26 protein-coding genes are annotated in these 25,823 nt (G+C 70.6%); 7 read left to right on the plus strand and 19 right to left on the minus strand.

Features of this window, described 5'->3' with window-relative positions; all coding sequences use genetic code 11:
* Positions 1-11: 11 nt before the first annotated feature.
* Together ADK66_RS08090 and ADK66_RS08095 are read right to left on the minus strand one after the other, a co-directional pair.
* Positions 12-1,286: a D-arabinono-1,4-lactone oxidase gene (locus tag ADK66_RS08090; protein ID WP_082377315.1), complete on the minus strand. Its 1,275-nt coding sequence runs from the start codon at positions 1,284-1,286 to the stop codon at positions 12-14.
* Positions 1,283-2,053, minus strand: coding sequence for a hypothetical protein (locus ADK66_RS08095; RefSeq protein ID WP_157552327.1), 771 nt, complete (start codon positions 2,051-2,053; stop codon positions 1,283-1,285). The genes ADK66_RS08090 and ADK66_RS08095 overlap by 4 nt, the downstream gene beginning before the upstream one ends.
* A gap of 101 nt (positions 2,054-2,154) precedes the next feature.
* On the opposite strand from ADK66_RS08095, the gene ADK66_RS08100 reads away from it, so the two are divergent.
* Positions 2,155-2,565 carry a hypothetical protein gene (locus ADK66_RS08100; RefSeq protein WP_053653288.1) on the plus strand — a complete coding sequence of 137 codons (411 nt, stop codon included), beginning with the start codon at positions 2,155-2,157 and terminating at the stop codon, positions 2,563-2,565.
* On the opposite strand, the gene ADK66_RS08105 is transcribed toward ADK66_RS08100, so the two are convergent.
* The 3 genes from ADK66_RS08105 to ADK66_RS08115 form a co-directional block, all read right to left on the minus strand.
* A complete protein-coding gene (locus ADK66_RS08105) occupies positions 2,562-3,491 on the minus strand; it encodes an LLM class F420-dependent oxidoreductase (RefSeq protein WP_053653289.1) in 930 nt (309 codons plus the stop codon). The two genes, ADK66_RS08100 and ADK66_RS08105, sit on opposite strands and share 4 nt — an antisense overlap.
* A 102-nt stretch (positions 3,492-3,593) precedes the next feature.
* Positions 3,594-4,631: a hypothetical protein gene (locus ADK66_RS08110; RefSeq protein WP_053653370.1), complete on the minus strand. Its 1,038-nt coding sequence runs from the start codon at positions 4,629-4,631 to the stop codon at positions 3,594-3,596.
* On the minus strand, positions 4,631-4,900 hold the full coding sequence (locus ADK66_RS08115; protein WP_053653290.1) for a hypothetical protein: 270 nt from the start codon (positions 4,898-4,900) through the stop codon (positions 4,631-4,633). Before ADK66_RS08115 ends, ADK66_RS08110 begins: the two co-directional genes overlap by 1 nt.
* A gap of 431 nt (positions 4,901-5,331) precedes the next feature.
* Between ADK66_RS08115 and ADK66_RS08120 the strand changes: the two genes are divergently transcribed.
* The 6 genes from ADK66_RS08120 to ADK66_RS08145 all read left to right on the plus strand — a co-directional run bounded on the left by ADK66_RS08120 (position 5,332) and on the right by ADK66_RS08145 (position 9,764).
* Positions 5,332-5,538, plus strand: coding sequence for a hypothetical protein (locus tag ADK66_RS08120; protein ID WP_053653291.1), 207 nt, complete (start codon positions 5,332-5,334; stop codon positions 5,536-5,538).
* Positions 5,539-5,709: 171 nt separating this feature from the next.
* Positions 5,710-6,261: an RNA polymerase sigma factor gene (locus ADK66_RS08125; RefSeq protein WP_053653292.1), complete on the plus strand. Its 552-nt coding sequence runs from the start codon at positions 5,710-5,712 to the stop codon at positions 6,259-6,261.
* On the plus strand, positions 6,258-7,064 hold the full coding sequence (locus tag ADK66_RS08130) for an anti-sigma factor (protein WP_053653293.1): 807 nt from the start codon (positions 6,258-6,260) through the stop codon (positions 7,062-7,064). The genes ADK66_RS08125 and ADK66_RS08130 overlap by 4 nt, the downstream gene beginning before the upstream one ends.
* 11 nt (positions 7,065-7,075) lie before the next feature.
* Positions 7,076-7,876 (plus strand): ATP-binding cassette domain-containing protein, encoded by an 801-nt coding sequence (locus ADK66_RS08135; protein WP_053653294.1) that lies wholly within the window; start codon positions 7,076-7,078, stop codon positions 7,874-7,876.
* Complete coding sequence (locus tag ADK66_RS08140) at positions 7,873-9,195, plus strand: ABC transporter permease (RefSeq protein ID WP_053653295.1); 1,323 nt, start codon at positions 7,873-7,875, stop codon at positions 9,193-9,195. The genes ADK66_RS08135 and ADK66_RS08140 overlap by 4 nt, the downstream gene beginning before the upstream one ends.
* The gene (locus ADK66_RS08145) at positions 9,192-9,764 is read left to right on the plus strand and encodes a hypothetical protein (protein WP_053653296.1); all 573 of its coding nucleotides are present in this window, start codon (positions 9,192-9,194) and stop codon (positions 9,762-9,764) included. The genes ADK66_RS08140 and ADK66_RS08145 overlap by 4 nt, the downstream gene beginning before the upstream one ends.
* Positions 9,765-9,851: 87 nt before the next feature.
* On the opposite strand, the gene ADK66_RS08150 is transcribed toward ADK66_RS08145, so the two are convergent.
* The 14 genes from ADK66_RS08150 to ADK66_RS08215 form a co-directional block, all read right to left on the minus strand.
* Positions 9,852-11,054, minus strand: a complete 1,203-nt coding sequence (locus ADK66_RS08150) for a serine hydrolase (RefSeq protein ID WP_053653297.1) — start codon at positions 11,052-11,054, stop codon at positions 9,852-9,854.
* Positions 11,055-11,187: 133 nt separating this feature from the next.
* Positions 11,188-11,979 (minus strand): IclR family transcriptional regulator, encoded by a 792-nt coding sequence (locus ADK66_RS08155; protein ID WP_053653298.1) that lies wholly within the window; start codon positions 11,977-11,979, stop codon positions 11,188-11,190.
* Positions 11,980-12,107: 128 nt separating this feature from the next.
* Positions 12,108-13,073 carry a Gfo/Idh/MocA family protein gene (locus ADK66_RS08160; RefSeq protein ID WP_053653299.1) on the minus strand — a complete coding sequence of 322 codons (966 nt, stop codon included), beginning with the start codon at positions 13,071-13,073 and terminating at the stop codon, positions 12,108-12,110.
* Positions 13,070-13,981 carry an NAD(P)-dependent oxidoreductase gene (locus ADK66_RS08165; RefSeq protein ID WP_157552329.1) on the minus strand — a complete coding sequence of 304 codons (912 nt, stop codon included), beginning with the start codon at positions 13,979-13,981 and terminating at the stop codon, positions 13,070-13,072. Before ADK66_RS08165 ends, ADK66_RS08160 begins: the two co-directional genes overlap by 4 nt.
* Complete coding sequence (locus ADK66_RS08170) at positions 13,978-15,417, minus strand: amidohydrolase family protein (RefSeq protein WP_053653301.1); 1,440 nt, start codon at positions 15,415-15,417, stop codon at positions 13,978-13,980. Before ADK66_RS08170 ends, ADK66_RS08165 begins: the two co-directional genes overlap by 4 nt.
* A 65-nt stretch (positions 15,418-15,482) precedes the next feature.
* Entirely contained in the window at positions 15,483-17,492 is a 2,010-nt protein-coding gene (locus ADK66_RS08175) for an ABC transporter ATP-binding protein (protein ID WP_053653302.1), read from the minus strand.
* Positions 17,489-18,457 (minus strand): ABC transporter permease, encoded by a 969-nt coding sequence (locus tag ADK66_RS08180; protein ID WP_053653303.1) that lies wholly within the window; start codon positions 18,455-18,457, stop codon positions 17,489-17,491. Before ADK66_RS08180 ends, ADK66_RS08175 begins: the two co-directional genes overlap by 4 nt.
* 2 nt (positions 18,458-18,459) lie before the next feature.
* On the minus strand, positions 18,460-19,494 hold the full coding sequence (locus ADK66_RS08185) for an ABC transporter permease (RefSeq protein ID WP_053653304.1): 1,035 nt from the start codon (positions 19,492-19,494) through the stop codon (positions 18,460-18,462).
* Between the two features lie 19 nt (positions 19,495-19,513).
* Complete coding sequence (locus ADK66_RS08190) at positions 19,514-20,257, minus strand: alpha/beta fold hydrolase (protein WP_197281459.1); 744 nt, start codon at positions 20,255-20,257, stop codon at positions 19,514-19,516.
* 70 nt (positions 20,258-20,327) lie between these two features.
* A complete protein-coding gene (locus ADK66_RS08195) occupies positions 20,328-21,038 on the minus strand; it encodes an alpha/beta fold hydrolase (protein WP_053653306.1) in 711 nt (236 codons plus the stop codon).
* Positions 21,039-21,046: 8 nt separating this feature from the next.
* Positions 21,047-21,541 (minus strand): carboxymuconolactone decarboxylase family protein, encoded by a 495-nt coding sequence (locus ADK66_RS08200; protein WP_157552331.1) that lies wholly within the window; start codon positions 21,539-21,541, stop codon positions 21,047-21,049.
* A gap of 71 nt (positions 21,542-21,612) precedes the next feature.
* Positions 21,613-23,289, minus strand: a complete 1,677-nt coding sequence (locus ADK66_RS08205; RefSeq protein ID WP_157552333.1) for an ABC transporter substrate-binding protein — start codon at positions 23,287-23,289, stop codon at positions 21,613-21,615.
* 270 nt (positions 23,290-23,559) lie between these two features.
* The gene (locus tag ADK66_RS08210; RefSeq protein WP_157552335.1) at positions 23,560-24,240 is read right to left on the minus strand and encodes an aspartate/glutamate racemase family protein; all 681 of its coding nucleotides are present in this window, start codon (positions 24,238-24,240) and stop codon (positions 23,560-23,562) included.
* A complete protein-coding gene (locus ADK66_RS08215) occupies positions 24,240-25,802 on the minus strand; it encodes a class I adenylate-forming enzyme family protein (RefSeq protein ID WP_053653310.1) in 1,563 nt (520 codons plus the stop codon). The genes ADK66_RS08210 and ADK66_RS08215 overlap by 1 nt, the downstream gene beginning before the upstream one ends.
* Positions 25,803-25,823: the final 21 nt, after the last annotated feature.

Below are 25,823 nucleotides of genomic sequence, written 5' to 3' on the forward strand. Positions count from 1 at the left end.
GCGGGAAGGGCTCAGCGGGGGATGTAGTGATCCAGGAGGTCGGTGCGGAACTTGCCCTTCGGGTCCAGGTCGGCCAGTAGGGCCTCGAAGTCGGCGTACCTCGGGTAGCGGGCGGCCAGGGCCCTCGGATCGGTGACGAAGACCTTGCCCCAGTGCGGGCGGGGCGCGAACGGGGCCAGGCGTTCCTCGACCTCGGCCAGCACCGGCAGCACCGCGTCGGCGTCGTCCACCCAGGTGAAGTGCACAGCGAGGCTGTCGCGCCGGTAGTTCGGGCTGAGCCACAGCTCGTCCGCCGCCACCGTACGCAGCTCACACACCTGGAGCACCGGCGCGATCAGGTGCGCCACCTCGGCCAACGCGGCGAGCACCTCGGCCACCGACGTGCGGGGCACGTGGTATTCGGACTGGAGTTCGTCGCCGCTGCTCGGGGTGAAGCCGAGCTTGAAGTGCGGCAGCCGCTCGTGCCACGGCCCCGGCACGCCGAGCTGGGGGGTGCAGTTCTCCGCGGGCATCCCGAGCACCGGGTGCCGTGGCTCGTCGGCTGCGGTGGTGCCGAGCCAGTCCGCCTCGGGCGGCGACTGGTCCGTCGACTGTTTGCGCCACACCTCCCGCAGCCGTGGCGTACGCCAATCGGTGAAGACGCTCACGCTGTACGCCGAGCCGAGCGCCTCGTCCAGCGCCTCGGGTGCCAGGTCGAGGCGGACGTACTGGCGCAGGTCGAAGGTCGGCACCACGTCCAGGGTGAGCCGGGTGACAACACCGAGCGCGCCGAGCCCGACCACAATGCCGGCGAACGTGTCGTCGTCACGGTCGACGTGCAGCAGGTCGCCGTCGGCGGTGACGATCTCCAGGGCGGCGACGGCTGTGGCGAGGTTGCCGTGGGTCTGGCCGGAGCCGTGGGTGGCGGTGGCCACCGCGCCGGCCACCGAGATGTGCGGCAGTGAGGCGAGGTTCGCCAGCGCGTGCCCCTGGGTGTGCAGGTGTTGCCCGACGTCGCCGTAGCGCATCGCGCCGGCGACGGTGACCTGCCCGCGCTCCCGGTCGACCTCGATCGTCGGGGGCAGCCCGGCGAGGCTGACCAGGTCCCCGTCGGTGTCACCGAGGCGGTTGAAGGAGTGGCCGCTGCCGACCGCCCGGAGGCGGGTGCTGCCGGCGACGAGGCGGCGCAGGTCGTCGATGGTGTCGGGTCGGTGGAACTCCCGCGCGGCATAGCGCACGTTGCCGGCCCAGTTGCGGCGCGGCACGTCGGCGGCGGCCGGCGGGCCGCCCGGTTCGAGGGCGGTCACGGCGTGGTCCTCCGGTCGGTGGTCGGGTGGTCGGCCAGCGCGGCGGTGAGGGCGTCCAGCGCCGTTTCGGCCGCAAGTCCGCCGTACCCCCGCTGGGCGATCGGCAAGCCGGCGGCGCGGGCGTGTTCGATCTCGTTGCGGGCGGCCTGCCGGATCTGCGGGTCACCGGACACCAGCGCGTCCTGACCGAGCCGGATCAACTGGTCGACCCGGTTCATCTGGTAGCCGCGCAGGCTGGCGGGCAGGTCGGGGTCGGCGAAGGCGGCGCGACGCAGCGCGGGCAGGTCCACGAAACGGTCACCGGCGTAGCTGGTGAGCGCGGCCGCCACCTGCTCGGGTTGCTCCCGGACCTGGTCGAGGACGAGCAGCTCGATCGCGGGCCGCCCGTCGATCGGGTGGCGGGCGGTCACCGGCTCGACCGGCACACCAGGCGGAGGCACCAGCAGCAGGCGCGGCGGCTCGGGGCGCCCGTCGCGTCGGGGTGGCTCGTCGAGGACCAGCGCGTCGACCTCGGCCCAGGCGATCGAGCGGCGCAGGCCCGGACGCCTGATGGTCAGGCCGTCCGCGTCGATCCCGAACCGGAACGGCCGCAGGGCGCTGACCAGCGCCACGAGGCCGAGCGCGACAGCGCCGACCGCGATGACCATCCGTAGCGGGGCGCCGTCGCTGGGCAGGGCCAACAACACCACCCCACCGAGTACGCAGACAACGGCGAGTAGCCGGGACCCCCGACTCCGGCGCAGCTCCACGCTCGGACCCCCGTTCATGACCGTGGCGTAGCTTCCCGCATCCTCCGACAGATCGGACGCCACGGACACCGGACGATCGGGCACGGTTGTTCTCGCCATCGTCGGGGAACCCTACGCCCATGAGCAGCTATCGCGACCCTGCCCCGCGGGGCGACGTCTTCCCGTCCGAGGAGGAGCTGGACCCGACCGGCAGCGCGGTCGAGCCGGCCAGCGCCCCGCCGGGCGCCCGGTGGGCGAGCCACCCGTCACCCACGCCCGGTCCCCGTCCGACACCCGCTCCCGCGCCCGCCCCGACGCCCGTACCGTCGCCCGGCCCTCCGCCGCGCGAGCCCGGCACCAGGTCAGTGTCGATCGTGACCCGGCACGTGGACGGCTCGGTCGAGGTGGTCACCGATCTCGACGGTGACGGCATCGCCGACATCGTCGAGATCGACGTGGACGGTGACGGCGTACCGGACATCACCTATGTGGACAGCGACCGCGACGGTCAGCTGGACACCGTGCTGCGCGACCCGGCCAGGAACGCCTAGAGGTTCGCCATCACCTCGGTGGCGACCAGTTCCAGGTGGTCCAGGTCGGCCAGGTCCAGCACCTGGAGGTAGAGGCGCTGGCTGCCGATCTCGACGTACCGGCCGATGGTGTCCAGGACCTCGTCGGGCGTCCCTGCCAGGCCGTTGGCCCGCAGTTCGTCGGGTTCGCGGCCGATGGCGGCGGCCCGCCGTGCCACCTCGGCGTCGTTGCGCCCGCAGCAGAGCACCAGGGCGTTGGACCACACCATCCCGGCCGGGTCGCGGTCGATCTCGGCGCACGCCGCGCGCACCCGCTCGAACTGCGCCGCCGTGTCCTCCACGGAGGCGAACGGCAGGTTGAACTCGTCGGCGTAACGGGCTGCCAGCCGAGGTGTGCGCTTCGGGCCCATGCCGCCCAGCAGGATCGGCGGACGGGGCTGCTGCACCGGCTTGGGCAGGGCCGGCGAGTCACTGACCGGGTAGTACCGCCCGGCGTAATCGAACCTCTCCCCCGGCGGCGTGGACCAGAGGCCGGTGATGACCGCGAGCTGCTCCTCCAACCTGTCGAACCGCTCGCCAAGGGGCGGGAACGGGATGCCGTACGCGGTGTGCTCGTCGCCGTACCAGCCGGTGCCGATGCCCAACTCGACCCGGCCGCCGCTCATCTGGTCGACCTGCGCCACGGTGATCGCCAGCGGGCCGGGCAGTCGGAAGGTGGCGGCGGTCATCAGGGTGCCGAGCCGGATCCGGCTGGTGTCCCGGGCCAGGCCCGCGAGGGTGGTCCACGCATCGGTGGGGCCGGGGTCGCCGCTGACCGCGCCCATCTTGAGGTAGTGGTCGGACCGGAAGAACGCACCGTAGCCGGCGTCCTCGGCGCAGCGGGCCACCGCGAGCAACTCGTCGTAGCTGGCGCCCTGCTGGGGTTCGGTGAAGATCCGCAATTCCATGATCCGAGCATAGGTAGCCGTTCGGCGCGGCGCGCACGGATGCCGAGGCCGAACGGCTCGACAACGGCCGAGCCGGCGCCGAAGGGCAGGCTCGACTGTCGCTCAGACGTACGGCCGTTTGGCGTACGCCTCGCGCAACGCGGCCAACCCGGCGGCCTTCGGCGACAGGGTTCCCCACCCGGAGTTGAAGTAGTTGGTCCGGACGATCCGTGGCCCCCGTTCGGCGTTGAGCTGGGCGATGGCCGCCGGGACGGTGGCGATCCAGGCCGCCTGGTCGGGGATCTCCGCCACCCGCACCCCGTACTCCGCGATGATCACGGGCCGGGACAGCGCCACCGGCCCGAGGTCCGCCACCGCCCAGTCCCTGGTACGGCGGAACCGTGCCAGCGCGGTCTGCCCGGGGGCCGTGGCGTAGGCGTTCCACTGGAGGAAGTCCAGCCGGGCCATCAGCGACTCCGGGTGGGTGCGCTGGTAGCAGGCCCTGTCGAAGCCGCCCACCCCGATCGAGAACGTGGTGCCGGCGGGCAGCGCCCGTCCCTTGAACCAGCTGATGATGTAGTTCACCGCCTGCACGGCCCGCGCGTCCGACTCCGCCCAGGTGTACACCTTGCCGTTCTCGGTGGTGCCGAACTCGTGGTCGGTGTCCAGTTCGGAGGCGAGTTGGATGTTCACTCCGAAGCCGAGTGTCCGATACTGCGCCAGGGCGCGGTGCAGCAGTCCGTCGCACTGGCCGGTGATGACCTGCGTGTACCCGTACGCCCTCGGCCAGGTGGTGCCGGGGCGCTGCTGGATGGTCATCGACGGCGCCGGCACCGTGTAGGAGCTGCCGTCCACTGTGAAGGTCTGCGGTCCGGCGTTCGGTGCGCCGTAGTGCTTCAACTCCAGCACCATGTTCATCTGCACTCGGGCCTTGCCGAGGCTGGTCAGCCATGGCCGGTTGTAGCCGGGGAAGGTGTAGCCGTCGGCGAAGCTGCGGTACTGGGTCAGCGACCGGAAGTTGCCGCCGGCCATGTCGGCTGTCGGGTCCGCGCCGCCGGAAAGGTAGTAGCCGCCGAGCACCGGCTGGCTCAGCTCGTAGTCGGCGGTGGTCGTCGCGGCGTGGCCGGCGGCGTCGCGGACCTGGACGGTGACCCGGGGCATCACGCCACCGCCCGGTAGACGGCCACCGAGCCGTTGTCGGAGACCCGGTTCCAGGTACGCCCGGAGCTGTCGGAGACCGTCACGGTGAGCGGGTCGATGACCGCGCTGACCTTTACCGGTGCGCTGCTGTTGCCCTGCGCGTCGGTGACCACGATGGTGACGGTGAGCGGTTTGGTGTCGGCGTCGGAGTACGTGACGGTCAGCAGCATCTGGTCACCCGGCGCGAAGACGGATGCGTTCAGTGCTGCGGTCGCCGTGGGAGCGGCCATTGTGGGGTCCTTCCTGATGACGGTCGCCGGGACCGGGCGCGCGGGTGAGCGACGCCGGCTCCGGGCGGAGTCCACTGTGGCGGGTGCCAGTAGGCGCGGACGCGGTGGTGACCGCGAAGCGGCGAACTGCCGGCGGTGATGACGTCCTTGTCCCGGATGGGCGGCGAACACCGCTGCGGGCGCCCGCGGCGGTGGGAAGGAGATATGGCTCGACATCTGTCCGCCTGCTTCCCTGCCCCAACAGTGCCCCACCAGGGGCTTTACCGTCTTGTCCTGTATGCGACACGGGTACCGACTTATCCATGAAAGGGCTGATTGGTTGATCAGGTCCGGGCTCCGGCGGCGGCGCGAGCCCAGCTGCGCCAGGTCCGCCGTCGGCGGCAGCGGGTAGACGCGCGTGGATGCTCGACGTGGTGTGATTCGATGCGTTCATGCTCCGACACCGAGTGCTCGCCGTGCTTCTGCTGCTGATCGCGTTCGTGGCGCTGGTGCTCTCGCACACATTTCCGTTCCTGGACGACCTCTCCGAGCTGGAGGAGACGGCGATCGTCGTCGGAGGCGCGGCCTGCTGCCTGGCCGGTGTGTCACTGTGGCTGCGTAAAACGCCCCGGCGAGACGACTCTCCGCCGCCCGCGTGACGCCCGGACGGAGCTGACGCCGGTCCGTTCCCCGGCCGCCACCGAGTGCTGCGCTGACGATCGGCGAACCGGGGCCGCCCCGGCATAACGACTGAGGACATGCGCAGCAGCAGTGACGGCGATCACACCATCGCGGGACCCGATCATCCGGGAGCCGTCGTCTTACCCCATGTGAGACGAAGCCTGGATGCGGCCGACGAGCAGGAGCTCGTGCGCCGTGTGGCCCGCGGTGACCGGCGGGCCTTCGACGAGCTCTACAGGCGTACGGCGCCGTGGCTGGAGGTGCGGCTGCGTCGCCGGTGCGCCGACCCGGACGTGGTCGCCGACGTGCTCCAGGAGACCTACCTGGCTGTCTGGCGGGCTGCTGGCAGCTTCGCTGGCGACCACGTCAAGGGCAGCGCCGTCGGCTGGTTGTGGACCATCGCCGCGCACCGCCTGGTCGACGCATTCCGGCGCCGCGCCCGGCAGGCACAGATGCCGCAGGTGCACCCGGGCGTCACAGTGGCGCCCGCCGCGGAGGACGAGGTGCTGGCCGGCCGGGTCGGGCAGGAACTCGAACAGGCCCTGGCCGTCCTGCCGCCCGAGGTCCGCGCGGTGCTGCGGGCGACAGTCCTCGACGGCTTCTCCGTCCGCGAAACGTCGGTGCTGCTGGGCGTACCCGAGAACACCGTCAAGTCCCGGGTCCGCCGAGCCCGGATCGCCCTGCGGGAGGCCCTGTCATGACCACGCATCCCACCCTGAGCGAGATCGACAGCTACGCCGAGGGCAGCCCCGGGCTGGACGAGGCGACCGTCTGGTCGATCGAGGTGCACCTGGAGAGCTGCGGCGACTGCCGTGCCCGGCTCGCCGGCAGCACCACTGCCGCGTCGCGCGCGCTGATCGCCGAGGTCGCGGCGGCCGTCGACCGCGAGATCGCCGCCGGCCCCACCCCACGATCAAGAGCCTTCTTCCGTACGCCGGTCCGGCAGCGCTGGTTCGTGGCGGCGCTGCTGCCGTGGGTGGCCATGACCGCCGCCGTGCTCGGCACCGCCACCCTGCTCACCAGCATCCTGCCGCAGTTGCCGTCGATCGTGTTGCTGCTCGCGCCCCTGGCGCCGCTGCCCGGTGTCGCGGCCGCCTGGAGCAGACGCGCCGACCCGGCCTGGGAGTTGATCGCCGGTACCCCCTCGGCCGGGTTGACGATGCTGCTGCGGCGTACCGCAGTGGTGCTGGTCCTTGTCATCCCGGTGCTCGCCGCGGTCGCCTCGGTCGGTGCGAGCCGGCCGAACCCTGCGTTGCTGCTGTTGCCGTGCCTGGCCTTCACGGCTGCCACGCTGCTACTCGGCTCCCTCGTCGGCGTCCAGCGCGCGGCGATCGGCCTGATGGCGGCCTGGGCCGCCGCCGTGGTCGCACCCAGCCTGGCGAGCGCGGAGCTACCCGTACTCCTCGAACCCGCCGCCACCGGCGCGTGGGCCCTCCTCACGGTCGTCCTGGCCGCCCTGACCCTGCTACGCGCCGGCAGTTTCCGGCGCATCACCTCGTTCTGAGAGGAACCACAATGCGAGCGGTGAGTACTGCGGAAACGACGGCCACCACCCATCCCTGGGCCATTCAGGCCGAAGCGTTGAAGGTGCGCGCCGGGCGTCACCTGGCCGTCGACGGGCTCGACCTGAGCCTTGGCACCGGCGTCCACGGCCTGCTGGGGCCCAACGGCGCGGGCAAGACGACGCTGATGCGCGCCCTCGCGACGGTGCTCACGCCGTCCGGTGGACGGCTGACAGTGCTCGGCTGCCCGGTCGACGGCCGCGCCGACCTGCGCCCGGCCCGACGCGCGCTGGGCTACCTGCCGCAGCACTTCGGCTACTACCCACGGTTCACCGTGCGCGAGTTCGTGGCGTACATGGCCTGGTTGAAGGAGATGCCGAAGGCCGACATCCCGGCGGCCACGCAACGCGCTATCGACCGGGTGGGGCTCAGCGCCAAGGCCGACGCCCGGCTCAAGACACTCTCCGGCGGGATGCTGCGCCGGGCCGGCGTCGCCCAGGCAATCGTGAACGACCCGCAGGTGCTGCTGATGGACGAGCCGACAGTCGGCCTCGACCCGGAGCAGCGCCTCGACCTGCGCGAGCTGCTGCGTGACCTGGGCACGGACGCCTGCGTGCTGGTCTCCACCCACCTGGTCGAGGACGTGGTGGCCGCCTGCACCGAGGTGGTGCTCGTCAACGAGGGCCGGCTGGTGTGGCAGGGCACACCAGCCGGGCTGATCACGCAGGGCGACGACGGTCAGGCGGGCGACAGCCCTGCCGAACGCGGCTACTCGGCCCTGCTGCGCCGCCACCGGGCGGAGGCCGTCCGATGAGCATCCTCCGGATCGAGTTGCGCCGCTCCGCAGCTGTCGGCGCTGCCCTGCTCGCGTTGACGGTCGGTGTGGCCACTCTCTACCTCGCCCGAGGGCGCTGGTCGGACGGGTGGTTGTCCCTCGCACTGACCACGAAGGAATACATGATCCTGCTGTGGCCGATCGCCCTGGCCGCCGGCGCGTGGCAGGGCCGCCGCGAGCACCGCGCCAAGGTCGGTGAGCTGTTCGACACCACACCCCGCTCACCGTTGCGGCGGATGCTGCCGGTGCTCGTCGCGATGGGGGCCACGCTCGGGCTCGCCTACGTGCTCGTCGTCGTCGCGGGTGGCGTGCAGCTCGCCTCGACCGCCGGCTACTTTCCGCCGGACGTCGTCGCCATCGTGCTTGTCGGCGCGTTCTCTCTGGTCGCGGCGACCTGGCTCGGCCTGGGCATCGGGCGGCTGCTGCCCGCACTGGTGACCGCCCCCGTGCTCGCCGTGGCCGGTGTGCTGCTTGTCTTCTTCACAGCGATCATGCAGCCGGACTGGATGGCCGCGGTGCTGTCCCCCGCCTACGGCAGCGGCTCGTTCTATCCGTTCCAGACCATCGACGCGGGGGTCACCGCCGCGCTCGCCATCTGGATGGTCGGGCTCGCGCTGACGGGCGTACTGCTGCTGGTCGCCCGGAACCCACGGGTCTGGCTGGCCGCCGCGCTGCCGGTGCTGCTCGGCTTCGGCGCCGCAGCGGCGATCGTCCCCCGCGACGAGGCCACCCTCGTCGCGCCGGTCGATCCGGTCGCCCGCGAACTCGTCTGCACCGACGACGCGCCGAAAGTCTGCGTCACCCGGATCCACGCCAACGTGCTCGACACCCTGACCCCGCTCGCCCGCGAAGGGCTTGCAGTCCTCGCGAAGCTGCCGAACGCCCCCACCCAGGCGCACGAGGAGCGGCGGGCCTACCTCATCGAAGGTGCGCCGGCGCGTGACCTCGACGTCGTCACGGTTTTCGTCCGGATCGACGAACGCGGCGGCCTGGCCCATCCCGACGTCGTGGTGCCCGAGATGGTCTTCGGTCTGGGCATCGGGTACGCCGACACGCGCTGCGAGCGCAACGGCGCGGTCGAACGGGCAGCCGCCTACTACCTGCTCGGCAGGCAGCCGGTCTCCGCCGTCGAGGAGATCCCCGAGGTGTTCGAGGAGGATCCGGAGACCACTGCCGAGGCTGTCGCGCTGTGGCAGGGGCTGCGGAAGCTGCCGGAACCGGAGGCGCTCTCCCGCGTGACGGCGGTACGCGACGCGATTCTGGCCTGCCGCGACAGCACCGGGCTGCTGTCGCGGTGACCCTCCACCTGCGCGCGCGACGCGTACCCCTGGCAGTGGCCGCTTCCGTCGGTGGAGCCGCCCTGATCTGGGCGCTGTGGCTGACCCTCGCCAAGGAACGCGACGCCATCCTCCTGATCGTCGTGCTGACGATCGTGCTGATGGTGTCGGTCCTGTCGACAACGCTTGCCGCCCCGGACGAGGACCTGGAGCGCACCGCGTCGCTGCGCTGGCCCTGGCGGCGAGCCCTGCACCTGCTGGCCGCGCTGGCGCTCGTGCTCGTCGTACTCCTCGCCACAGTGCCCACCGACGCCCGTTTCGGCCCCGCCGCGCTGGTGCTCCGCGACACCGCTGGCCTGCTGGGCCTGACCGCCCTGTGCGCGAGCGTCGTCGGCGCGGCCCGCGCCTGGTTCCTCCCCCTGGGGTGGACAGTCGTCGCCGCCCTGTTCCCCCAGTCGAGCACCTGGGGCGCCCTCGCCACCTGGCAGGGCCAACCCCACACCAGCCGACCCGCTGCGGTGGTCGCCGCCGTCCTGGCGGTCGCGGGCTTGCTGACGTACGCGTTCCTCGGCTCCGCCCGACGCGACTGAAACGAGGCCAGCGCAACGGTGACAGCGGGGTATCCGCACGAGTCGGATACCCCGCTCTCACCGAAACCGGGTCGATAGTGGAGGGCGTCAGCTACCGGCGCCGCACAGCGCCGTCTCGACGGTCTTGTTCACCGCGACGAGCATCTGCTCGCTCGTCGGCAGGCCGGTCACGGCCACCACCGCGCTCCGGCCGTCCGGGGTGGCGAGGTTGCGGGTCTGGAAGCCCTGGATGTCGCCGCCGTGCCCCCAGGCGTAGCCGCCGCAGGGCAGCTCGTACCGGGCCACACCCAGCCCGTACGCGTACTGTCCGGTCGGCTCGAACCCGGGCGCGGGCACTGTCGTCATCAGTGCCGCCTGCTGGGCTGGCTTGAGCAATTTGCCGCCCACCAGCGCGTCGAAGAAGGTCCGCAGCTCGTCCGGCGTGGAGACCAGTTGACCTGCCGCCCAGCCCAGGGACGGGTCCATCTCGGTGACGTCCACCCACGGGGCGCCAGGGGCCACCGCGACGTAGCCGCGCGGGTGGGTGCCGCGAAGACGCTGCTCACCGACGCCCGGCCAGTAGGTGTCCCGCAGCTTCAGCGGCCGGATGATGCGGTTGGTGATCTCCTCGCCGATCGGACGTTCGGTGACCTGTTCGACGATGAGCCCGGCGAGGACGAAGTTGGTGTTGCTGTACTCCCACCTCTCCCCCGGCGGAAAGTGCGGCGTGTTCGTGAGCGCCGCGTCCACAAGCCGACGCGGCCCGTAGTACGAGCGACTCTTGTCGATCAGGTCCTGCGGCTTGGTGAACAGCACGTCGTCGTAGTCGGGCAGGCCGCTCGTCTGTTGCAGCAGCTGACGTACGGTGATCTTGCTGCCGTCGTGGCCGTTGCCGCGCACGACGCCCGGCAGGTGGTGCTCGACGGTGGCGTCCAGGTCGATGCGGCCCTCGCCCACCAACTGGAGAACGACCACAGCGGTGAACGTCTTGGTGTTGCTGCCGATGCGGACCTGGGCGTCGCGGGGCACCGGGCGACGCTTCTGGAGGTCGCTGACCCCTGCCGTGTAGTCGCGCTCGCGCCCGCCGGCCCCCCGCACGGAGGCGAGCGCACCGGGGAAGCCGCTCTCGCTGACCAGACCGTCCAGGTGCCGCTGAACGGCGTCCCTGGGGCCGCCGTGCCGGCCGGAGTCGGAGTCGGCGAAGGCGGACGGGCCGGTCAGGGCGGCGCCGACAACGGCGGCGGCCACCGCGACGGCGGCCATCCGCGTGATTCGACGGCGGCGGGCGGGATCGCCTTTTTTGGCGGGCATGATGGCTCCTCGGTGTCGGCAACACGTGACACCATCAACGGTGCAAGAAGCCCGAATCTGGGGCGATCCCCCCTGCTGCCCTCCTTTGGTACAGCCTGCACCACCCCGGCCGGTACCGGTTACCGACGACCGGTCATCGCTCCGTGCGGCCGGGCTCCCAGCCGAGGCGCGCGGACAGCCGCGCGGTCGACTCAAGCAACGCGTCGCGGCAGTCGTCGAACTCGGCCTCGAACCGCTCCTTGGGCCCACACACGCTGATGACGGCCGTAACCGCGCCCTTGTGGTCGAAGACCGGCGCGGCGACCGATGCGGCACCGCTGCGACGCTCCCCTGTCGACCGCGCCCAGCCCCGCTCCCGGACGACCCTGAGCTCCTTGAGCAGAGCCGCCGTGTCGGTGATCGTGCCGTCGGTGACCGGTTCCAGTGCGTTTTCGAGGTAACGGTCGATCCCGTCCTCAGTGAAGAAGGCGAGGAACGCCTTCGACGACGCGCCCGCGTGCAGCGGGTACGGCGTGCCGAGGCTCACCGACATGATGACCTCGCGCCGGGGCACGACCTCGTCGACGTAGATGCGCCTGCGCTGGTCCACGCGCACGGACAGGGTCGCCGTCTCGTTCGTCCGGTTCGACAGCCGGACGAGCTCCGGATGCGCCATCCGACGAATGTCGATGTGCTCCATGTAGGCGAGACCGAGTTGCATTATGCCGATGCCGAGGGAGTATCGGCGCGTCGTCTCGTCGAGCTCGATCAGACCGCGCACGCGTAGCGATGCGAGCATGCGGTGTGTGGCCGCCTTCGACATGCCGAGCCCGTCGGCGATCTCACTGACGCCCAGGTCACGGGTCGGTGCGTCCTTGAAATACATCAACAGATCCGCGGCCCGCACGACCGTCGCGATTGTGGCGCTCGAGACCTGAGCCCCCATCTGGAGCTCAGCGTCAGCCCGCTGCCTGCCCTGCGACAACTGTCTGTCCCTTCCCAAATCGTGCCCCTCGGCCGCCGTCAGTGGCATCGAGCACGGTGCCGGTAAGCCGGTCGTGGTGGGTCGCCATGTTACTCGCCGTACCCGACCCATCCTCCGGCCCGCGCCGAGGCGTACCAGAGATCCACGAGGCGTACGGCTTCCAGGCCGTCGTCCCCGCTCACGGGGAAGGGTCTCCCCAGTTCTACGGCACGATCGGCCGCCCGAAAATACTCCAGATGGCCCGCGCCGTACAGCAGGTCCGCGCCCTCGGTCTCCGGCTCCGGCGGGGTCATGCCCTCGGGGCTCGACACCACCCGGGAACCTTCGATGACAACGGTCCCCTCGCTGGCGGAGAGGGTGATCCGCACGCCTGCGCCACGGGCTGCGACGGCCACCATCGAGACGGCCGCCCGGACGTCGCCGGGCAGCGCGATGAGCGCCGTCGCGGCATCGTCGAACGATCCCCTGACGTCGGCCACGAGGCGCTCCGGAGCACCGAACCACCAGGCGAGCAGATCGAGGTAGTGGACCCCGACGGTGAGGAGGAGGCCGCGTCCCGCCCGGGCCTCGCTCGTCTGCCAACCGGGCACCTGCACGGCCGCCGGCAGGTTGACCTCGACGACGACGTTGTGCACCCGCAGCGTGCCATCGGCGACGATGTCCCGGATCCAACGCAGTTGGGCGTAGGACCGGTAGTTCATCAGGCAGCCGAGTTCGACACCGCCGGCCCTGGCGACGGCCACCATCCGGCCCGCCTCTTCGGCGTCGCGGGCGAGGGGCTTCTCCACGAGGACGGGAATCCCGTTGGCCGCCGCCACCTCGACGGTCCATTCGTGCAGATCGTGCGGCAGCGCCACCGAGATCGCGTCGGGACGCGCCTCCTTGATCGCCGCGTCGAGATCGCTGTGCACGGCATAGCCCGCAGCGGAGGCTCGTTCGCGGGCTACCGGCGAGGCCTCGACGACACCGGCGACGACTGCCGTCGAGACACGCGAGAGCGCGGCCGCGTGCACCTCGCCGGCCCGGCCATATCCCACGACGAGCCAACGGCTCATTTCGATCCTCCCGCCTGCGTCCGGAACCACTCCGCGACGAACGCCCAGTCCTTGTCGGCGGCCGTGCCGTCGACGCCCTCGCCGAGCGCCCCGGCGATGACGTCACCGAGGGGCAGCCGACCCGCGTGCTGCTGCGCCTGGGCGCGGGCCAGGTCGACGTCCTTCTTTCCCAGCCGCATCGTGAATGCGACCGGCTCGTAACGCTGTGCCACGACCATCTCGCCGTAGGCGCGGTGGATCAGCCCGGAGAACAACCGCTCGGTGAGTACGTCGAGCAGCTGTCCCGGGTCCACCCCGGCACTCTCGGCGACCCCGGCCACCTCGCCGAGCGAGCTGGCCGTGACGGCGATCAGGTAGTTGCCGAGGATCTTGACCAGGTTGGCCTGTGCCGCCTCCGGAAAGGCGTGGACACTGACCGCCAGGTCGGCGAGGACCGGACGGATCAGATCCACCGGCTCCGCGTCCCCACCCGCGACGACAGTGAGCTGACCATTGACCGCTGCCGCGGACCGACCGAAGACCGGCGCCGAGACGTAGTGCGCGCCCCGAGCCCGGTAGAGGCCGTCGAGGTCGCGCGACAGCCCCGGCGAGATGGTGGCGCAGTTGACGTGGACGCTGCCCGGCGACATGGCCGCGAGGACCGTGTCACCGGCGAGGACCTGGCGCACCACCTCGTCGTCGGGCAGCGTGCTGACGACGATGTCGCGCGCTGCCACCTCGGAGATGTCCGAGGTGACAGTGACCCCGTGGGCGGCGGCGTCGGCCGCGCGTGCCGCGCTCCGGTTCCATCCGAGGACGGGACGGCCACGATCGACGAGCCTCGTGGCCATCGCCATCCCCATGCCGCCCAGCCCGATCCACCCGATGGTGGGGTTCGCGGGGGCGTCCAGCGCCGCGTCGCTCGTCACGACCACTGCCAGGTCGAGCCGCGCCGAAGGAAGCTGTCGCAGCCGGTCTCCTCGAACAGCTCGCGCTGGACCTCGTTCGCGCGACGCACGGCCTCCTTGAGGTCGACCTGCACCGGCTCGCCTCGGCGCATCATCGTGCGACCGCGCACGACGACCCGGTCGATGGAGTCGGGGGCCGGGCCACCGGACCAGACGAGGTTGGCGAGCAGCGCCCCGTCGGGAGCCGCCGTCGTCTCGCGCGACATGTCGATGACGAGCAGGTCGGCTTCCTTGCCCACCTCGAGCGACCCGATCCGGTCACCGAGACCGAGCGCCCGGGCGCCGCCGATGGTGCCGAGTTCGAGCGCCTCCTCCGCGGTGCCGAACAGCAGCTCGTCGCCGAAGTTGCCCTTGTCGCCGCGGGTGAGCCGCCGCGCGCTGTCACCGATGCGCTGGGCCATGAGGTACGACCGCAGCCCGAGCCAGTAGTTGTGGCCGTACGAGACGACCGGGCCGTCGAGGCCGATACCGACGGTGACCCCGGCGTCGAGGTACTGACGCGAGTCGAAGGTAACCATGCCCAGGATGAGTTCCATGTCCGGAACCAGGGAGATGGTGGCGCCGGCGCGGGCGATCAGCTCGGCCTCACCCGGGCGGATGTGCTGGGCGTGGATGCCGATGACGTGCTTGTCGAGCATGCCCTCCGAGTGCAGCCACTCGAACGAGCCGCCCTCCCAGCCACGGACCTCCTTGAGGTACGCGCCGTCCATCATCGAGGGAGCGTGGATGTCGAACTGCTTGCCCTTGTCGAGCGTCCACTGGTAGAGCGCGCGCAGGTCGGACTCGCTGACGTAGGTGATGCCGATCGAGCTGGCCGTGACCGACATCGTCTCGGAGTCGAAGGCAGCCGCGAGCCGGTCGGTCTCGCTCAGGGCCGTGTCGATGTCCTCGCGCAGCTCCTCCGGCACCGCGAGCGGGTCGTTGATGAGCAGGCGCGCGGCACGGGCGCGGATGCCCGAGTCGGTAAGGGCGCGAAGCACGCCGTCCATCGAGCGCTTGTTGGCGTGGGTGAAGTGGTCGTCGGTCGTCGTGGTCACGCCCGAGCGCAGCAGGTCGAGCGTCGGCGTCATCGCCGACCAGTAGGACCGCTCCTCGTCGCAGGCGCCGGTCATCGGGTAGTAGAACCCGAACAGCCGCTCCTGGAACTTCGTGCCCTCGGCCATGCTGCGGATGCAGCCCTGGACGAGGTGCGTGTGGGTGTTGACGAGCCCCGGCATGACGAGGTAGTCGGCACCGCCCCAGGTCTCGCCCGGCTGGTAGGGGGCCGGCCCGGTGCCGACCTCGACGATGGCGCCGTCGGTGATGGCGACCCAGCCGTCGGAGAGCACGCGCCTGTTGGCGTCCATCGTGATGACCCGGCCCCGGACCAGAACATCACACTGTGACAGCTCGTTCATGTATCGGCCTTCCTCTACTTTGTGGCGGTGCTACTTCGGCTGCGCGGGGCACAGCGGCAGGTAACTCAGGCTTGGTCGAACTGCCCCGGGTAGTGGCATGCGACGAGCACGCCGTCGCGTCCGGGTTGCAGGCTCAGCTCGCGGGTCCGGCACTCGGGGCGCGCGATCGGGCAGCGCGGCGCGAAACCGCAGACCGACAACGGGTCGACGTCGCCGGCATCGCCGCGCAGCGGGATCTCGGTGCGGCGCTCCTCTGTCCCCAGGTGCGGGACGGCGCTGAGCAGTGCCGCCGTGTACGGGTGCAGCGGGCCGGTGAGCAGTGTGCTCGCCGGGCCGGTCTCGACGACGCGGCCGAGGTACATCACCGCGACCCGGTCGCAGAGGTGCCGGATGACGCCGATGTCGTGCGAGACGAGCACTGCGGTCAGCCCGAGGTCCTTCTTGAGGTCCTCCAGCAGGTTGATGATCTGCGCCTGCACCGACAGGTCGAGGCCGGACATCGGCTCGTCCATGACGACGACCTTGGGCTGGACGACGAGAGCACGGCAGATGCCGACGCGCTGGCGCTGGCCGCCGGACAGCTCGTGCGGGTAGCGGGACTCGATGCTCGGCATGAGCCCGCACTCGGCCATGTACTCGCGGATCCGCTTGGCGCGCTGGGCCTTCGAGAGATCGGTGAGCCGCCGGAGCGGCTCCTCGATGATCTGCCAGACGGTACGCCGGGGGTTGAGCGAGCCGAAGGTGTCCTGGAAGACGTACTGGACGAAGGTGTGGTCGACGCCGCGGCGGCTCTTCGAGAGTTCCTTGCCGTCGGCGTACCGGATGATGCCGTCGGTCGGCTGGTCGAGCCCGGCGAGGATCCGCGCCGTCGTCGACTTGCCGCAGCCCGATTCGCCGACGATGCCGAGGGTCTCGCCGAACGCGAGCTGGAGGTCGACCCCGTCGACAGCCTTTGTGATGTTCCCACCGCTGCCGAACACACGGCGCAGACCTTCGGCGTGGATGGCGGTGACGCCGGGTTCGGCGCGGACCGAGGGCGGGGCGATCGACACGCCTGGCGACCGGACCGGCTCACTGGGCGCCGGCGACCCGTAGGGATGGATGCAGCGGACGAGCCGCCCCTCGGAGGCGTCCGGCGCGGGCAGGAGCGGGGGGTTCGCCGTGCCGCAGTCGGCGGTCGCAGTCGCACAGCGCGGCTGGAACCGGCAGCCGACGGGGAACTTGAACAGCTCCGGCGGCCCGCCGGAGATCGCGTTGAGTTTCGTGCCGGGTCTGCCGTTCTCCGGCCGCGCGTCGAGCAGCGCCCGCGTATAGGGGTGGGCCGGCGCGGCCAGAACCTCCTCCGTGGGCCCGCTCTCGACGACGTTTCCGGCGTACATGACGACGACGCGGTCGCTGTAGCCGGCCACGACACCCAGGTCGTGGGTGATGAGCAGTACGCCCATTCCCCACGACACGGCGGCCTCGCGGACGAGGCGCAGGATCTGTGCCTGGACTGTCACGTCGAGGCCGGTCGTCGGCTCGTCCGCGATGAGCAGCTTGGGCTCGTTGGCCAGCGCCATCGCGATCATGACGCGCTGCTGGGTGCCGCCGGACAGCTCGTGGGGGTACTGGTCGATCCGCTGCTTGGGGTTGACGATGCCGACGTCGCCGAGCAGACGCAGGATCCTCTCGCGTACAGCGGCCTTCGGCAGTTTGCGGTGCAGCGTGATGGCCTCGCCGATCTGCTGCCCGACCGTGTGGAACGGGCTCAGCGCGGTCATCGGGTCCTGGAAGATCATCCCGATGTCGCCGCCACGCACCCGGCGCAGGTCGGCGGGTGCGAGCGTGGTGAGGTCCTTGCCCTCCAGCAGCACGCTGCCGCGGGTGAGCTGCACGGGGTGACGGATCAGCTGGAGCACGGAGAGGGCCGACAGGGACTTGCCCGACCCCGTCTCGCCGACGATGGCGACGATCTCCCCGGCGGCCAGGTCGAAGTCGATGCCCGTCACGGCCTCGGTCTCGCGCTTGCCCTTGGTGATGGACACGGTGACGTCGCGCACCGCGAGCAGGGGCGGGTTCGGAATGGTAGTCATCGGGTCCTCGGGTTCAGAGTCTTGCGGAGCGTCCGGCCCAGCACCGTCGCGCAGAGCACCGTGACGGTGATGGCGACGGCGGGCATGAACGCGTACCACGGGTTCTGGATGAGGAAGGCACGCCCGGAGGCGAACAGCTGGCCCCAGTCGGAGGCCGGGGGCTGCACGCCGAGGCCGAGGAAGCTGAGGCCACTGACGAGCAGGAGCACCGTCGCGACCGCGAACGTCCAGAGGACGAGCACTGACGACATCACGTTGGGCAGGATGTGCTGGAAGGTGATGCTGAGGGTCGACCCGCCACTGCCGCGCGCCGCGAGGACGAAATCGGCCTGCCGGAGGGTGAGCACCTCACTGCGCACGACACGGGCGAAGTGCACCCACCCGAAGATCGACAGTACGAACAGCAGCGAGCCGATGCTGTTGCCCTGCGACGTGATGACGACAAGGGCGAGGACGATGTTGGGGAAGGCGAGCTGCACGTCGCAGAGCCAGTCGACGACAGGCCCGATCCACCGACGGTTCATGCCGCCGACGAGGCCGAGCACGGTGCCGACGATGGCACTGATCGTGGCGGCGCCGAAGGCGAGGGCCAGGGCGGTCCGGGCGCCGAAGATGAGCCGGGAGAGCAGGTCGCGGCCGAGTTCGTCGGTGCCGAGCAGGTGGTCGCCGCTGCCGCCGGCCCACACGGGCTTGAGCAGCGCCTTGGCGGGGCTGGGCTCCTCCGGGTCGTAGGGCGCGACCTGGTCGGCCAGCAGCGTCACGACGATGATGGCCAGCAGCACGACGAGACTGATCACCCCGCCCTTGGACCGCAGGAACGAGCGCGCCAGGGTCCGCGACGGGTCGCGCTGGCCGGGTACGGGTGGACCGCCCGGCGTCGCCGCAGCCGCACGGACGTCGGCAGCCACCGTGTCGGCGTGGCCTGCCGGGCCCGGCGCGCTGGCCGGTGGCGATGTCTGAGCCATGGTCAGCGCCCCTTTCGAATCCGCGGGTCGAGCCTGCGGTAGGCGATGTCGATGATGAGGTTGACGAGCACCACGAGGACGGCCGCGACGAACGTCGCCGCCCCCACCAGGGGGTAGTCGCGGTTGGAGACGCCGGAGATGAGCACGTGGCCGAGGCCGGGCCAGACGAAGATGAACTCGACGACGACGCCACCGGAGAGCATTCCGGCGAAGTCGACGCCGATGACGGTGATGAGGCTGTTGAGCACCGGACGGATCGCGTGGCGCGTCACGAGCCGGGCGGGCGGCACGCCCTTCGACAGCGCGGTGCGGACGAAGTCCTCCTGCATGCTGTCGGCCAGGCCCGCCCGGGTCACTTCGAGGACGCGGGCGATGGGATGGATGGCGAGCACGAGGATCGGCAGGATGATCGCCCGGGGGTCCGAGGCGAAGCCCTCCGTCGCCATGGACGGCACCCAGCGCAGGTCGACGGCGAACAGGTAGACGAGCAGGACCGCGACGGCGAAGACCGGAATGGCCTGGCCGCCCACGACGATGACGTCCATCAGCTTGTTGTAGATCCGGCTGCGGGTGAGCGCGGCGATCATGCCCAGCGGTACGCCGATGAGCGGCGCGAGCAGGAGCGCGGCCAGGATGAGCCCGAGGGTGGCTGGCATGCGGTGCAGCACTTCGGCCATGGCGTCGGTCCCGAGCCGGTACGAGTCGCCGAAGTCGAACAGGAACGCCCGGGAGACGAACTCCAGGTACTGCGTCATGATCGGCCGGTTGAGCCCGAGATCCTCGCGGATGCGCTCCAGGTCGGCGGGCTCGGCGTCCTGCCCTGCGAGGGCCTCGGCCGGGTCACCGGCGACGCGGAGCAGGACGAACAGGAGCGTGAGTACGCCGATGATGACCAGGACGAGGCGCACGATGCTCCGCAACGCGAAGCTGACGACGCCGTGCGAGAGGAACCGGGACCAGATGGGGGCCCGGGGGCCTCCGTCACCGTCGCCGGTCGTCGCGGGGGCGGTGCCCGGGGGCGCGACGTTGAGAGTCATGCGTTCAGCCTTTCCGTCGCTACGGGCACGAGCGTCGGGAGTCGTCGTTGGGGTTGGCGCAGAGACCGACGAGCAACGTCGCGAGCCAGTCGGGTCGCGCGATCATCACGTCGTGCGGACTGTCGATCTGGTGGGTGGACCACCCGTCGCTGGCCCGGACCCGGGAGAGGTACGGCCGGTCCGGAAATGCCTCCGGCGGGCCGCACAGGACGTAGTCCTTGGGCAGGTCCCGTGGCCATCCGCCGGGCAGGCGGACCGGGTCGGTGACGCACCGCAGGGGTTGGGGGGTGACGCTGGCGGCGATCCAGGCGTTGTCCGCCGGGGAGAGCCGGTCGTCGGGCCGGCCGGAGATGGGAATGATGTCGGTGTCGGCGAGCCGCCGCGCTCGGGCTCGCATCGCGTCACCGGCCGGGTGGACGTCCGCTCCGCTCTCGCCGTCTTCGACGACGGGGCCGTCGATCAGGACGACCCGCGCGACGTTCTCGGGCCTGGTCCCGAGGACGCCGGCCACCACTACCGCGCCGTAGCTGTGGCCGACGAGGCACACACCGGCCGGAGCGTGCCGGGCGACGACGGCGTTCACGTCGTCGATGTGGGTCTGCATGCCGACCTCGGGGGTGAGCAGGTGCGCGCGCTCTCCGAGCCCGGTCAGCGTCGGCGCCTCCCACTGCACCCCGACCGCGTCGAGCAGTGGGGTGAGGCGCCGCCAACACCAGGCACCACGGCCGGCGCCGTGGACAAGCACAACTTTCAGAAAGCTCACGGCACCTCCCGATTTTGGAACGGCGTTCCGCACAACGTAATTGAGTACTACCGGGCGGTCAATGCTCTTCTCACGCGGTCTCGGCAGCCGCCACCAGCTGGGCGACCTCGGCCGGACGTTCCACGTGCGGCCAGTGCCCGCACCCCGGCAACTGGACGACCCGAACGCCCTCCGCTGCGGTCCCCTGCGTCCCGGCCGCCTGTACCCCAGCCCAGCCGGGGTCACCGAAGACGCCCAGTCGATGCAGGGGCGAGCCTCGGTCGGGGTCCCGGGACCACGCGAGCACCGAGGACAGCGACTCCGCCATAGCAGCGGGGTCGAGCTGGCCGGCAACTGTGGCGAGGCCAAGCGCTTCCCGCTTGTTGTTCACACTGGTGATCCGGCGTTCCACTTCTGCGGGGTCGACGAGCCCACCGGGTGCCGCCACCCAGGCCCACGACGTCTCCACCGTGACGACCCGGGTGACGAGCTCCGGTTCGAGCCGCGCCGCGGCGAGCGCGATGGCGCCACCGAGGCTGTGGCCGACGAGGAGAGCCGGCCCACGATCCACCGCCGCAACGAGGTCGAGAACGCACCGAGCCATCGCCTCGACCCCGTACGCCGGACCGAGCGCCGCCCCCGTGCGGGGGTGACCCGGCAGGCCGGGCACGAGCACGTCGTACCGGCCAGCGAGTTCAAGGGCCAGCGGACGCAGGTCCTCCCCGGCACAGGCCCACCCGTGCAACAGCACCGCGAGTGGCCCCGGACCGGGGTACCTGTCGTATTCGAGTACAGCAGCCATGGCGCCGATCAGTCCCCGGACGGTTGTGTCGGTGGCAGGTCGACGTAGACCTGCATCGAGGCGGTGACACGGCAGACCATGCAGTAGAACGACGTGACGATGATGAGCTCGGCGGTCTCCCTGACCCCGAAGCGCGACTGGCAGCGCCGCACGAGCGATTCCGGAGCCCCACCGCCGACGATCGCCGTGGCAAGCTCGCAGACCAGCCGCTCGTCGGCGTCGAGCCCGTCGGTCTCACCGGCGACAGCCGCGCGGAGCAGCCGTGTGTCCACCCCGGCTGCGGCCGCCAGCCGCTCGTGCGACGCGGCGATCCGTCCGTTGCCGTGCAACCGCGCCACCGTGATGATCGCCGGCTCCGTGAGCCGCGGTTCGACCGCCAGCTCACGGCGCAGGCGACGGAGCAGATCGACCCACCCCGACAGGGCCGTCGGCGCGTTCGCGAGGACGGAGAACAGCTCGGAGACGTGCCCGAACAACGCGTGGGCCTTCTCGTATGCCTCCATCGTCTCCGGATCCCGAGTGGACTCGGGAACCGGAGCGAACAACGCCGACGACCCGTCAGACGGAATCACCGTCATGCCGTCAGGTAGAGCCGGTCGTAGTACTGCTCGGTCTGGACGTCGCACTGGACCAGACCCTTGAGGTTCTTGGCCCCCGCGTCGATCCAGACGTCACCGCAGGCGAACAGGAAGCAGGACTCCTCGTGGAACAGCTCGGTCATCTTGGCGAGGATCGCCTGCCGCTTGGCCGGGTCCTGCTCACCGAGCTGCTGCTTGTACATCTCGTCGAACTCGGGGTTGGCCATGTGGTACGAGCCGCTCGTGGAGATGAACCGGCTGTAGGCCCGCGCGGCGTCCATGTACGGGCGCGTGAACAGACCGAAGTGGTAGATGTCGGGGCGCTGCTTGGTGTTGTAGAAGTACTCGAGCTGCAGCGCGGTGTCGGTGAGCGCCGTGAACTCGACCTTGATGCCGAGCTTGCTGATCGACGACTGCATCCACTCACCGATGAGACGGCGCACGGAGCCCGTACCCGCGAAGGCGGAGGCCATCGTGATGGTGAAGCGGGTGCCGTCGGCCTTGACGGGGTAGCCCGCCTCGTCGAGCAGGGACTTGGCCTTCTCGACGTCGTACGGGTAGTCCTTCACGGTGTCCGTGTAGCCCGGCAGGCCCTTGCCGATGAGCTGGCCGTCGTCGGCGACGGTGCGGCCCTGCAGGACGTCCTTGACGAGCTCCTGCTTGTTGAGCGCGTACTGGAGCGCCTGGCGGACCCGCTTGTCACCCATCGGCCCGGTCTTCGGCTTGCCCTTGTTGTCGACCGAGTCCATGAAGGCGCCGAGGTCGTTGCCCTTGGTCAGCTCGATGAGGGTCGCGCCGGCGTTCGTGAGGGTCGGCAGGTTGTTGAGCGGCTGGATGTTGATGTAGTGCACGTCCCCGGCGAGGAACGAGTTGAGCTGCGTGCCGGCGTCGGTGACGAGCAGGAAGGTGATCTCTTCCAGGGTGGGCTTACGCCACGTCGTGTCGCCGGCCTTCTTCACCACTGCCTTGTCCGAGGCGTACGACACGAACTTGTAGGGGCCGGTGCCGATCGGCGCCTTGGCGAAGGCGGCGTCGCGCGTCTTCTGGTCCGAGCCGAGGCCCTCGTAGTACTTCTTCGGCAGGATGGCGACCTGGGCCAGACGCTTGAGGATCAGCACGTCCGGGGTCTTGGTGACCAGCTCGATGGTCTTCTCGTCGACGATGCGCGAGCTCTCCATCGTCGAGAAGTGCGTCGCGATGCCGTAGCCCGGGGTCGACGCCCGCTGGAAGCTGAAGACGACGTCCTCGGCGGTCATCGGGGTGCCGTCGTGGAACTTGACGCCCTCGCGCAGCGTGAACTGCCAGGTGCGGTCGTCGACCTGCTTCCACTGCGTGGCGAGGAACGGCCGGGGCTCGCCGGTGCTCGGGTGGGTGTCGACGAGCGACTCGTACATGTCGAAGCGCCGAGCGCCGCCGCTGACGACGACCATCGGGTCGACCGACGAGGACAGGTTCGACACGGCGATGGTGGCCACCTGGGTGGCGGCCAGCTGCACGCCGGCGGGCGGCCCGTCGCCCGGCCCACCGTCACGGGACAGCGCGTCGATGTTGTCGCCGGTGCCGGTCGAGGTGTCGGCGCCGCGACACGAGGTCAAGGCGAGGGCCGCCGCGCTGGACAGCCCGAGGAACAGCGCACGCCTTCGGCTGAACGGGGTCGAGGAAATTTCTTTCACGATGTCCTCCGATGAGGAGAGGGCCCGGTCCAGCAAGCCGGGCAGGAGTGATCCAAGAGGGATTGCGAGAGCCGGCCGCACTGTGGTGCGGTCCCGAAGCCGTCGAAGGGATTAGCCGTTCGTGTTTCGTTCTGTGGAACGGGCTTTCTATATGCGAGGTTATGGAGCCGCCACAGTGATGTCAACGGCCAGATCGGCTGCGGTTTGGCAACATCGGCCGCACCTGCCGGGCGGTGGCGTCAACACCGCCCGGCGCGGCTCTCGCAGGCCCTAGCCGACCGGCTGCAAACCGTTCCGCAAACGAGCCCTGATCAGGTCAAAAGCGTATGTCGTTGGGTCAACTATCCAGCTGTCCGACCAGGAGGACGGGCCGGTCGCGACGGCGCTGCACCCGTTGAGAACGATGGCGACACCAGCCCTGGAACGCTCGCGCACGATCCGATCCAGAGCGCTCGTCCATTCCTCCTCGTGGACCACCTTTTCGATTCCAAGGTTGAGGATGTCGGTCCCCCGGAAACCGTCGGCAAGGCCGTAGCCGCGCAGTCGTGCCGCGAGTTCGTCAGCGATCGTCTCGTTTCGGGTGACAGCCGAGAATGGACCGCCGATCCCGTACAGGCCGCCGGCGATGAGGCGGAGCAGACCGAGGACCGGGATCTCCCCCTCACCGAGCGCCTCGACGCCGGGGTCGAGGACACAGTCCGGCATGACGACGTCGTAGCGCGCCGGATCCAGGCCCGCCGCCACGGCGGCGATGTGCGTCGCCGCCGCCTCGACGTCCTCCGGCCGGTCGAGGCCCGGCGGCGCCTCGGGCGGCAGGCGGACGAGGTCGACGTCGAGGTCCGATCCGCCGAGCGTGCGCAGACGCGCCGCCCGGGCAGCGGTGATCGACTCGGAGAGGTGGATCGGCGAAATCATGCAGATACGCAGTGGCTTCACGTCGACCCCTCCCATCACAGCTCCAACACCGACGGGACGCCGGCCACGACGAGGGCTGCGACCTCGGCGCGGTTGATCTTCGCGCTGGAGTTGCGGGGCATCTCGTCGACGAGCAACAGCCGCCTCAGGTCGGCCGGGAAATCGGCGACAGCCGCCCCGATCGCGGCCCGCTGCTCGGCCACGTCGCCCTCGAAGTGGACGACGACGGCCACGTAGTCCGCCGAGACCTCGCCGCCGACGGCCTGACCGTCGGCACGCAGGCCCAGCACCACGGAGTCCCGCACGCCGGGGATCTCACCGAGAATCCCCTCGATCTCGTACGGGTAGACGTACGTGCCGTTGAGGACGAAGGCGTCCTTCCACCGGCCGAGGATCTGCAGGTTGCCCCGCTCGTCCCAACGGCCGACGTCACCTGTGTAGAACCACTCGTCGGTCGACGTGCCCACGTTGGACGGGGTCGTCGAGTGCAGCTCGGACGCCAGGATGTAACCGGGCGAGATGCCCGGCCCGGTCGCCCGGACCTCGCCGGCACCGCGCGGGTCACCGTACGTGTCCTTGCGCGGGGCGATGTCGACGGTGCTCAGCGGCGCGGGCCGCCCGACCGAGGACGAGTCGCCGTACTCCGGCATCGACGACGTGAGGATCGTGAGGGTGCTCGTCTCGGTGAGGCCGTAGCTGTTGACGACCTCCCCCCGGTCGGTCATGAGCTCGCCGAGGCGGCGCAGCGTCGCCCGCGGCGTCCGCTGACCCGTCGCGACGCAGACCCGCAGGCCCCTGTCGAGCAGACGCTGGGCCGCGCCCGAGTCGAGAAGCTCACGCCAGGCGGGCGCCTGAAGCGGCAGGACTGTGACGCCGTCCTCGCTGTTGCGCTCGATCGAGGCGACGGAGACGTCGTCCAGGGCGATGGTCGTGCCGCCCAGGAGAGTCATGCACCGCAGGGCGCCGACGGAGACGTTGATGTTCGTCGGGCTCGCGGCGAGCCAACGCTCCGAGTGGCGCAACCGCATGCACAGCGAACGGTTCACCGCGTCCCAGAAGTCCGCCCCGACGGAGCGGACCATCCCCTTGGGTACGCCGGTCGTACCTGTCGAGTACTGGATCCCGGACACGGTGTCGGCGGCCCGGAGGCCGACCCACTCGATGTCGCCGTCGGGCCGGGCGACCTCGTCGTAGCTGTCGGCGCCGGGCTCGGTGAACCAGACGGGTGCCGACCCCATGGCGCGCCGCGCCTCCGTGAGCAACTCCGGTCCGGTGAACAGCTCCGCGAGGTCGAGAGCCCGTGCGGCGGCGTCGAGGTGCTTGTTGAGGGTGATGCCGAGCAGCACCGGTTGCAGACCCGCCGCCTGCGCGGCGAGATAGAGCTCGAGACCGAAGGTGCCCTGGTAGTGGGCGATGCCGATGCGGTCGCCGGGCTTGCGGCCCCGCTCCCGGAACCCTCCGACCAGACCGTCGATGCGGGTGCCGAGTTCGCCCCACGTCAGAGTACGGCGCGACACGGTCGTCACGTCGCCGACGATGGCGGGGCGGTCCGCCAGTAGCGTGGTGTTCTGCCTAGCCTTGAGGAGCAGATCGGTCATGACCGCCTCCTAGATGCCCTG

Origin of the sequence: Micromonospora sp. NRRL B-16802 (assembly GCF_001279555.1) — a bacterium.
Lineage (GTDB): Bacteria > Actinomycetota > Actinomycetes > Mycobacteriales > Micromonosporaceae > Micromonospora > Micromonospora profundi.

Excerpts from the sequence above, each read along its gene's own strand:
- ADK66_RS08095 (WP_157552327.1), bottom strand. The coding sequence starts at position 2,053 with ATGAACGGGGGTCCGAGCGTGGAGCTGCGCCGGAGTCGGGGGTCCCGG.
- ADK66_RS08100 (WP_053653288.1), top strand. The coding sequence starts at position 2,155 with ATGAGCAGCTATCGCGACCCTGCCCCGCGGGGCGACGTCTTCCCGTCC.
- ADK66_RS08105 (WP_053653289.1), bottom strand. The coding sequence starts at position 3,491 with ATGGAATTGCGGATCTTCACCGAACCCCAGCAGGGCGCCAGCTACGAC.
- ADK66_RS08110 (WP_053653370.1), bottom strand. The coding sequence starts at position 4,631 with ATGCCCCGGGTCACCGTCCAGGTCCGCGACGCCGCCGGCCACGCCGCG.
- ADK66_RS08115 (WP_053653290.1), bottom strand. The coding sequence starts at position 4,900 with ATGGCCGCTCCCACGGCGACCGCAGCACTGAACGCATCCGTCTTCGCG.
- ADK66_RS08120 (WP_053653291.1), top strand. The coding sequence starts at position 5,332 with ATGCTCCGACACCGAGTGCTCGCCGTGCTTCTGCTGCTGATCGCGTTC.
- ADK66_RS08130 (WP_053653293.1), top strand. The coding sequence starts at position 6,258 with ATGACCACGCATCCCACCCTGAGCGAGATCGACAGCTACGCCGAGGGC.
- ADK66_RS08135 (WP_053653294.1), top strand. The coding sequence starts at position 7,076 with ATGCGAGCGGTGAGTACTGCGGAAACGACGGCCACCACCCATCCCTGG.
- ADK66_RS08140 (WP_053653295.1), top strand. The coding sequence starts at position 7,873 with ATGAGCATCCTCCGGATCGAGTTGCGCCGCTCCGCAGCTGTCGGCGCT.
- ADK66_RS08150 (WP_053653297.1), bottom strand. The coding sequence starts at position 11,054 with ATGCCCGCCAAAAAAGGCGATCCCGCCCGCCGCCGTCGAATCACGCGG.
- ADK66_RS08155 (WP_053653298.1), bottom strand. The coding sequence starts at position 11,979 with ATGGGGGCTCAGGTCTCGAGCGCCACAATCGCGACGGTCGTGCGGGCC.
- ADK66_RS08160 (WP_053653299.1), bottom strand. The coding sequence starts at position 13,073 with ATGAGCCGTTGGCTCGTCGTGGGATATGGCCGGGCCGGCGAGGTGCAC.
- ADK66_RS08170 (WP_053653301.1), bottom strand. The coding sequence starts at position 15,417 with ATGAACGAGCTGTCACAGTGTGATGTTCTGGTCCGGGGCCGGGTCATC.
- ADK66_RS08175 (WP_053653302.1), bottom strand. The coding sequence starts at position 17,492 with ATGACTACCATTCCGAACCCGCCCCTGCTCGCGGTGCGCGACGTCACC.
- ADK66_RS08180 (WP_053653303.1), bottom strand. The coding sequence starts at position 18,457 with ATGGCTCAGACATCGCCACCGGCCAGCGCGCCGGGCCCGGCAGGCCAC.
- ADK66_RS08185 (WP_053653304.1), bottom strand. The coding sequence starts at position 19,494 with ATGACTCTCAACGTCGCGCCCCCGGGCACCGCCCCCGCGACGACCGGC.
- ADK66_RS08195 (WP_053653306.1), bottom strand. The coding sequence starts at position 21,038 with ATGGCTGCTGTACTCGAATACGACAGGTACCCCGGTCCGGGGCCACTC.
- ADK66_RS08200 (WP_157552331.1), bottom strand. The coding sequence starts at position 21,541 with ATGGAGGCATACGAGAAGGCCCACGCGTTGTTCGGGCACGTCTCCGAG.
- ADK66_RS08210 (WP_157552335.1), bottom strand. The coding sequence starts at position 24,240 with ATGGGAGGGGTCGACGTGAAGCCACTGCGTATCTGCATGATTTCGCCG.
- ADK66_RS08215 (WP_053653310.1), bottom strand. The coding sequence starts at position 25,802 with ATGACCGATCTGCTCCTCAAGGCTAGGCAGAACACCACGCTACTGGCG.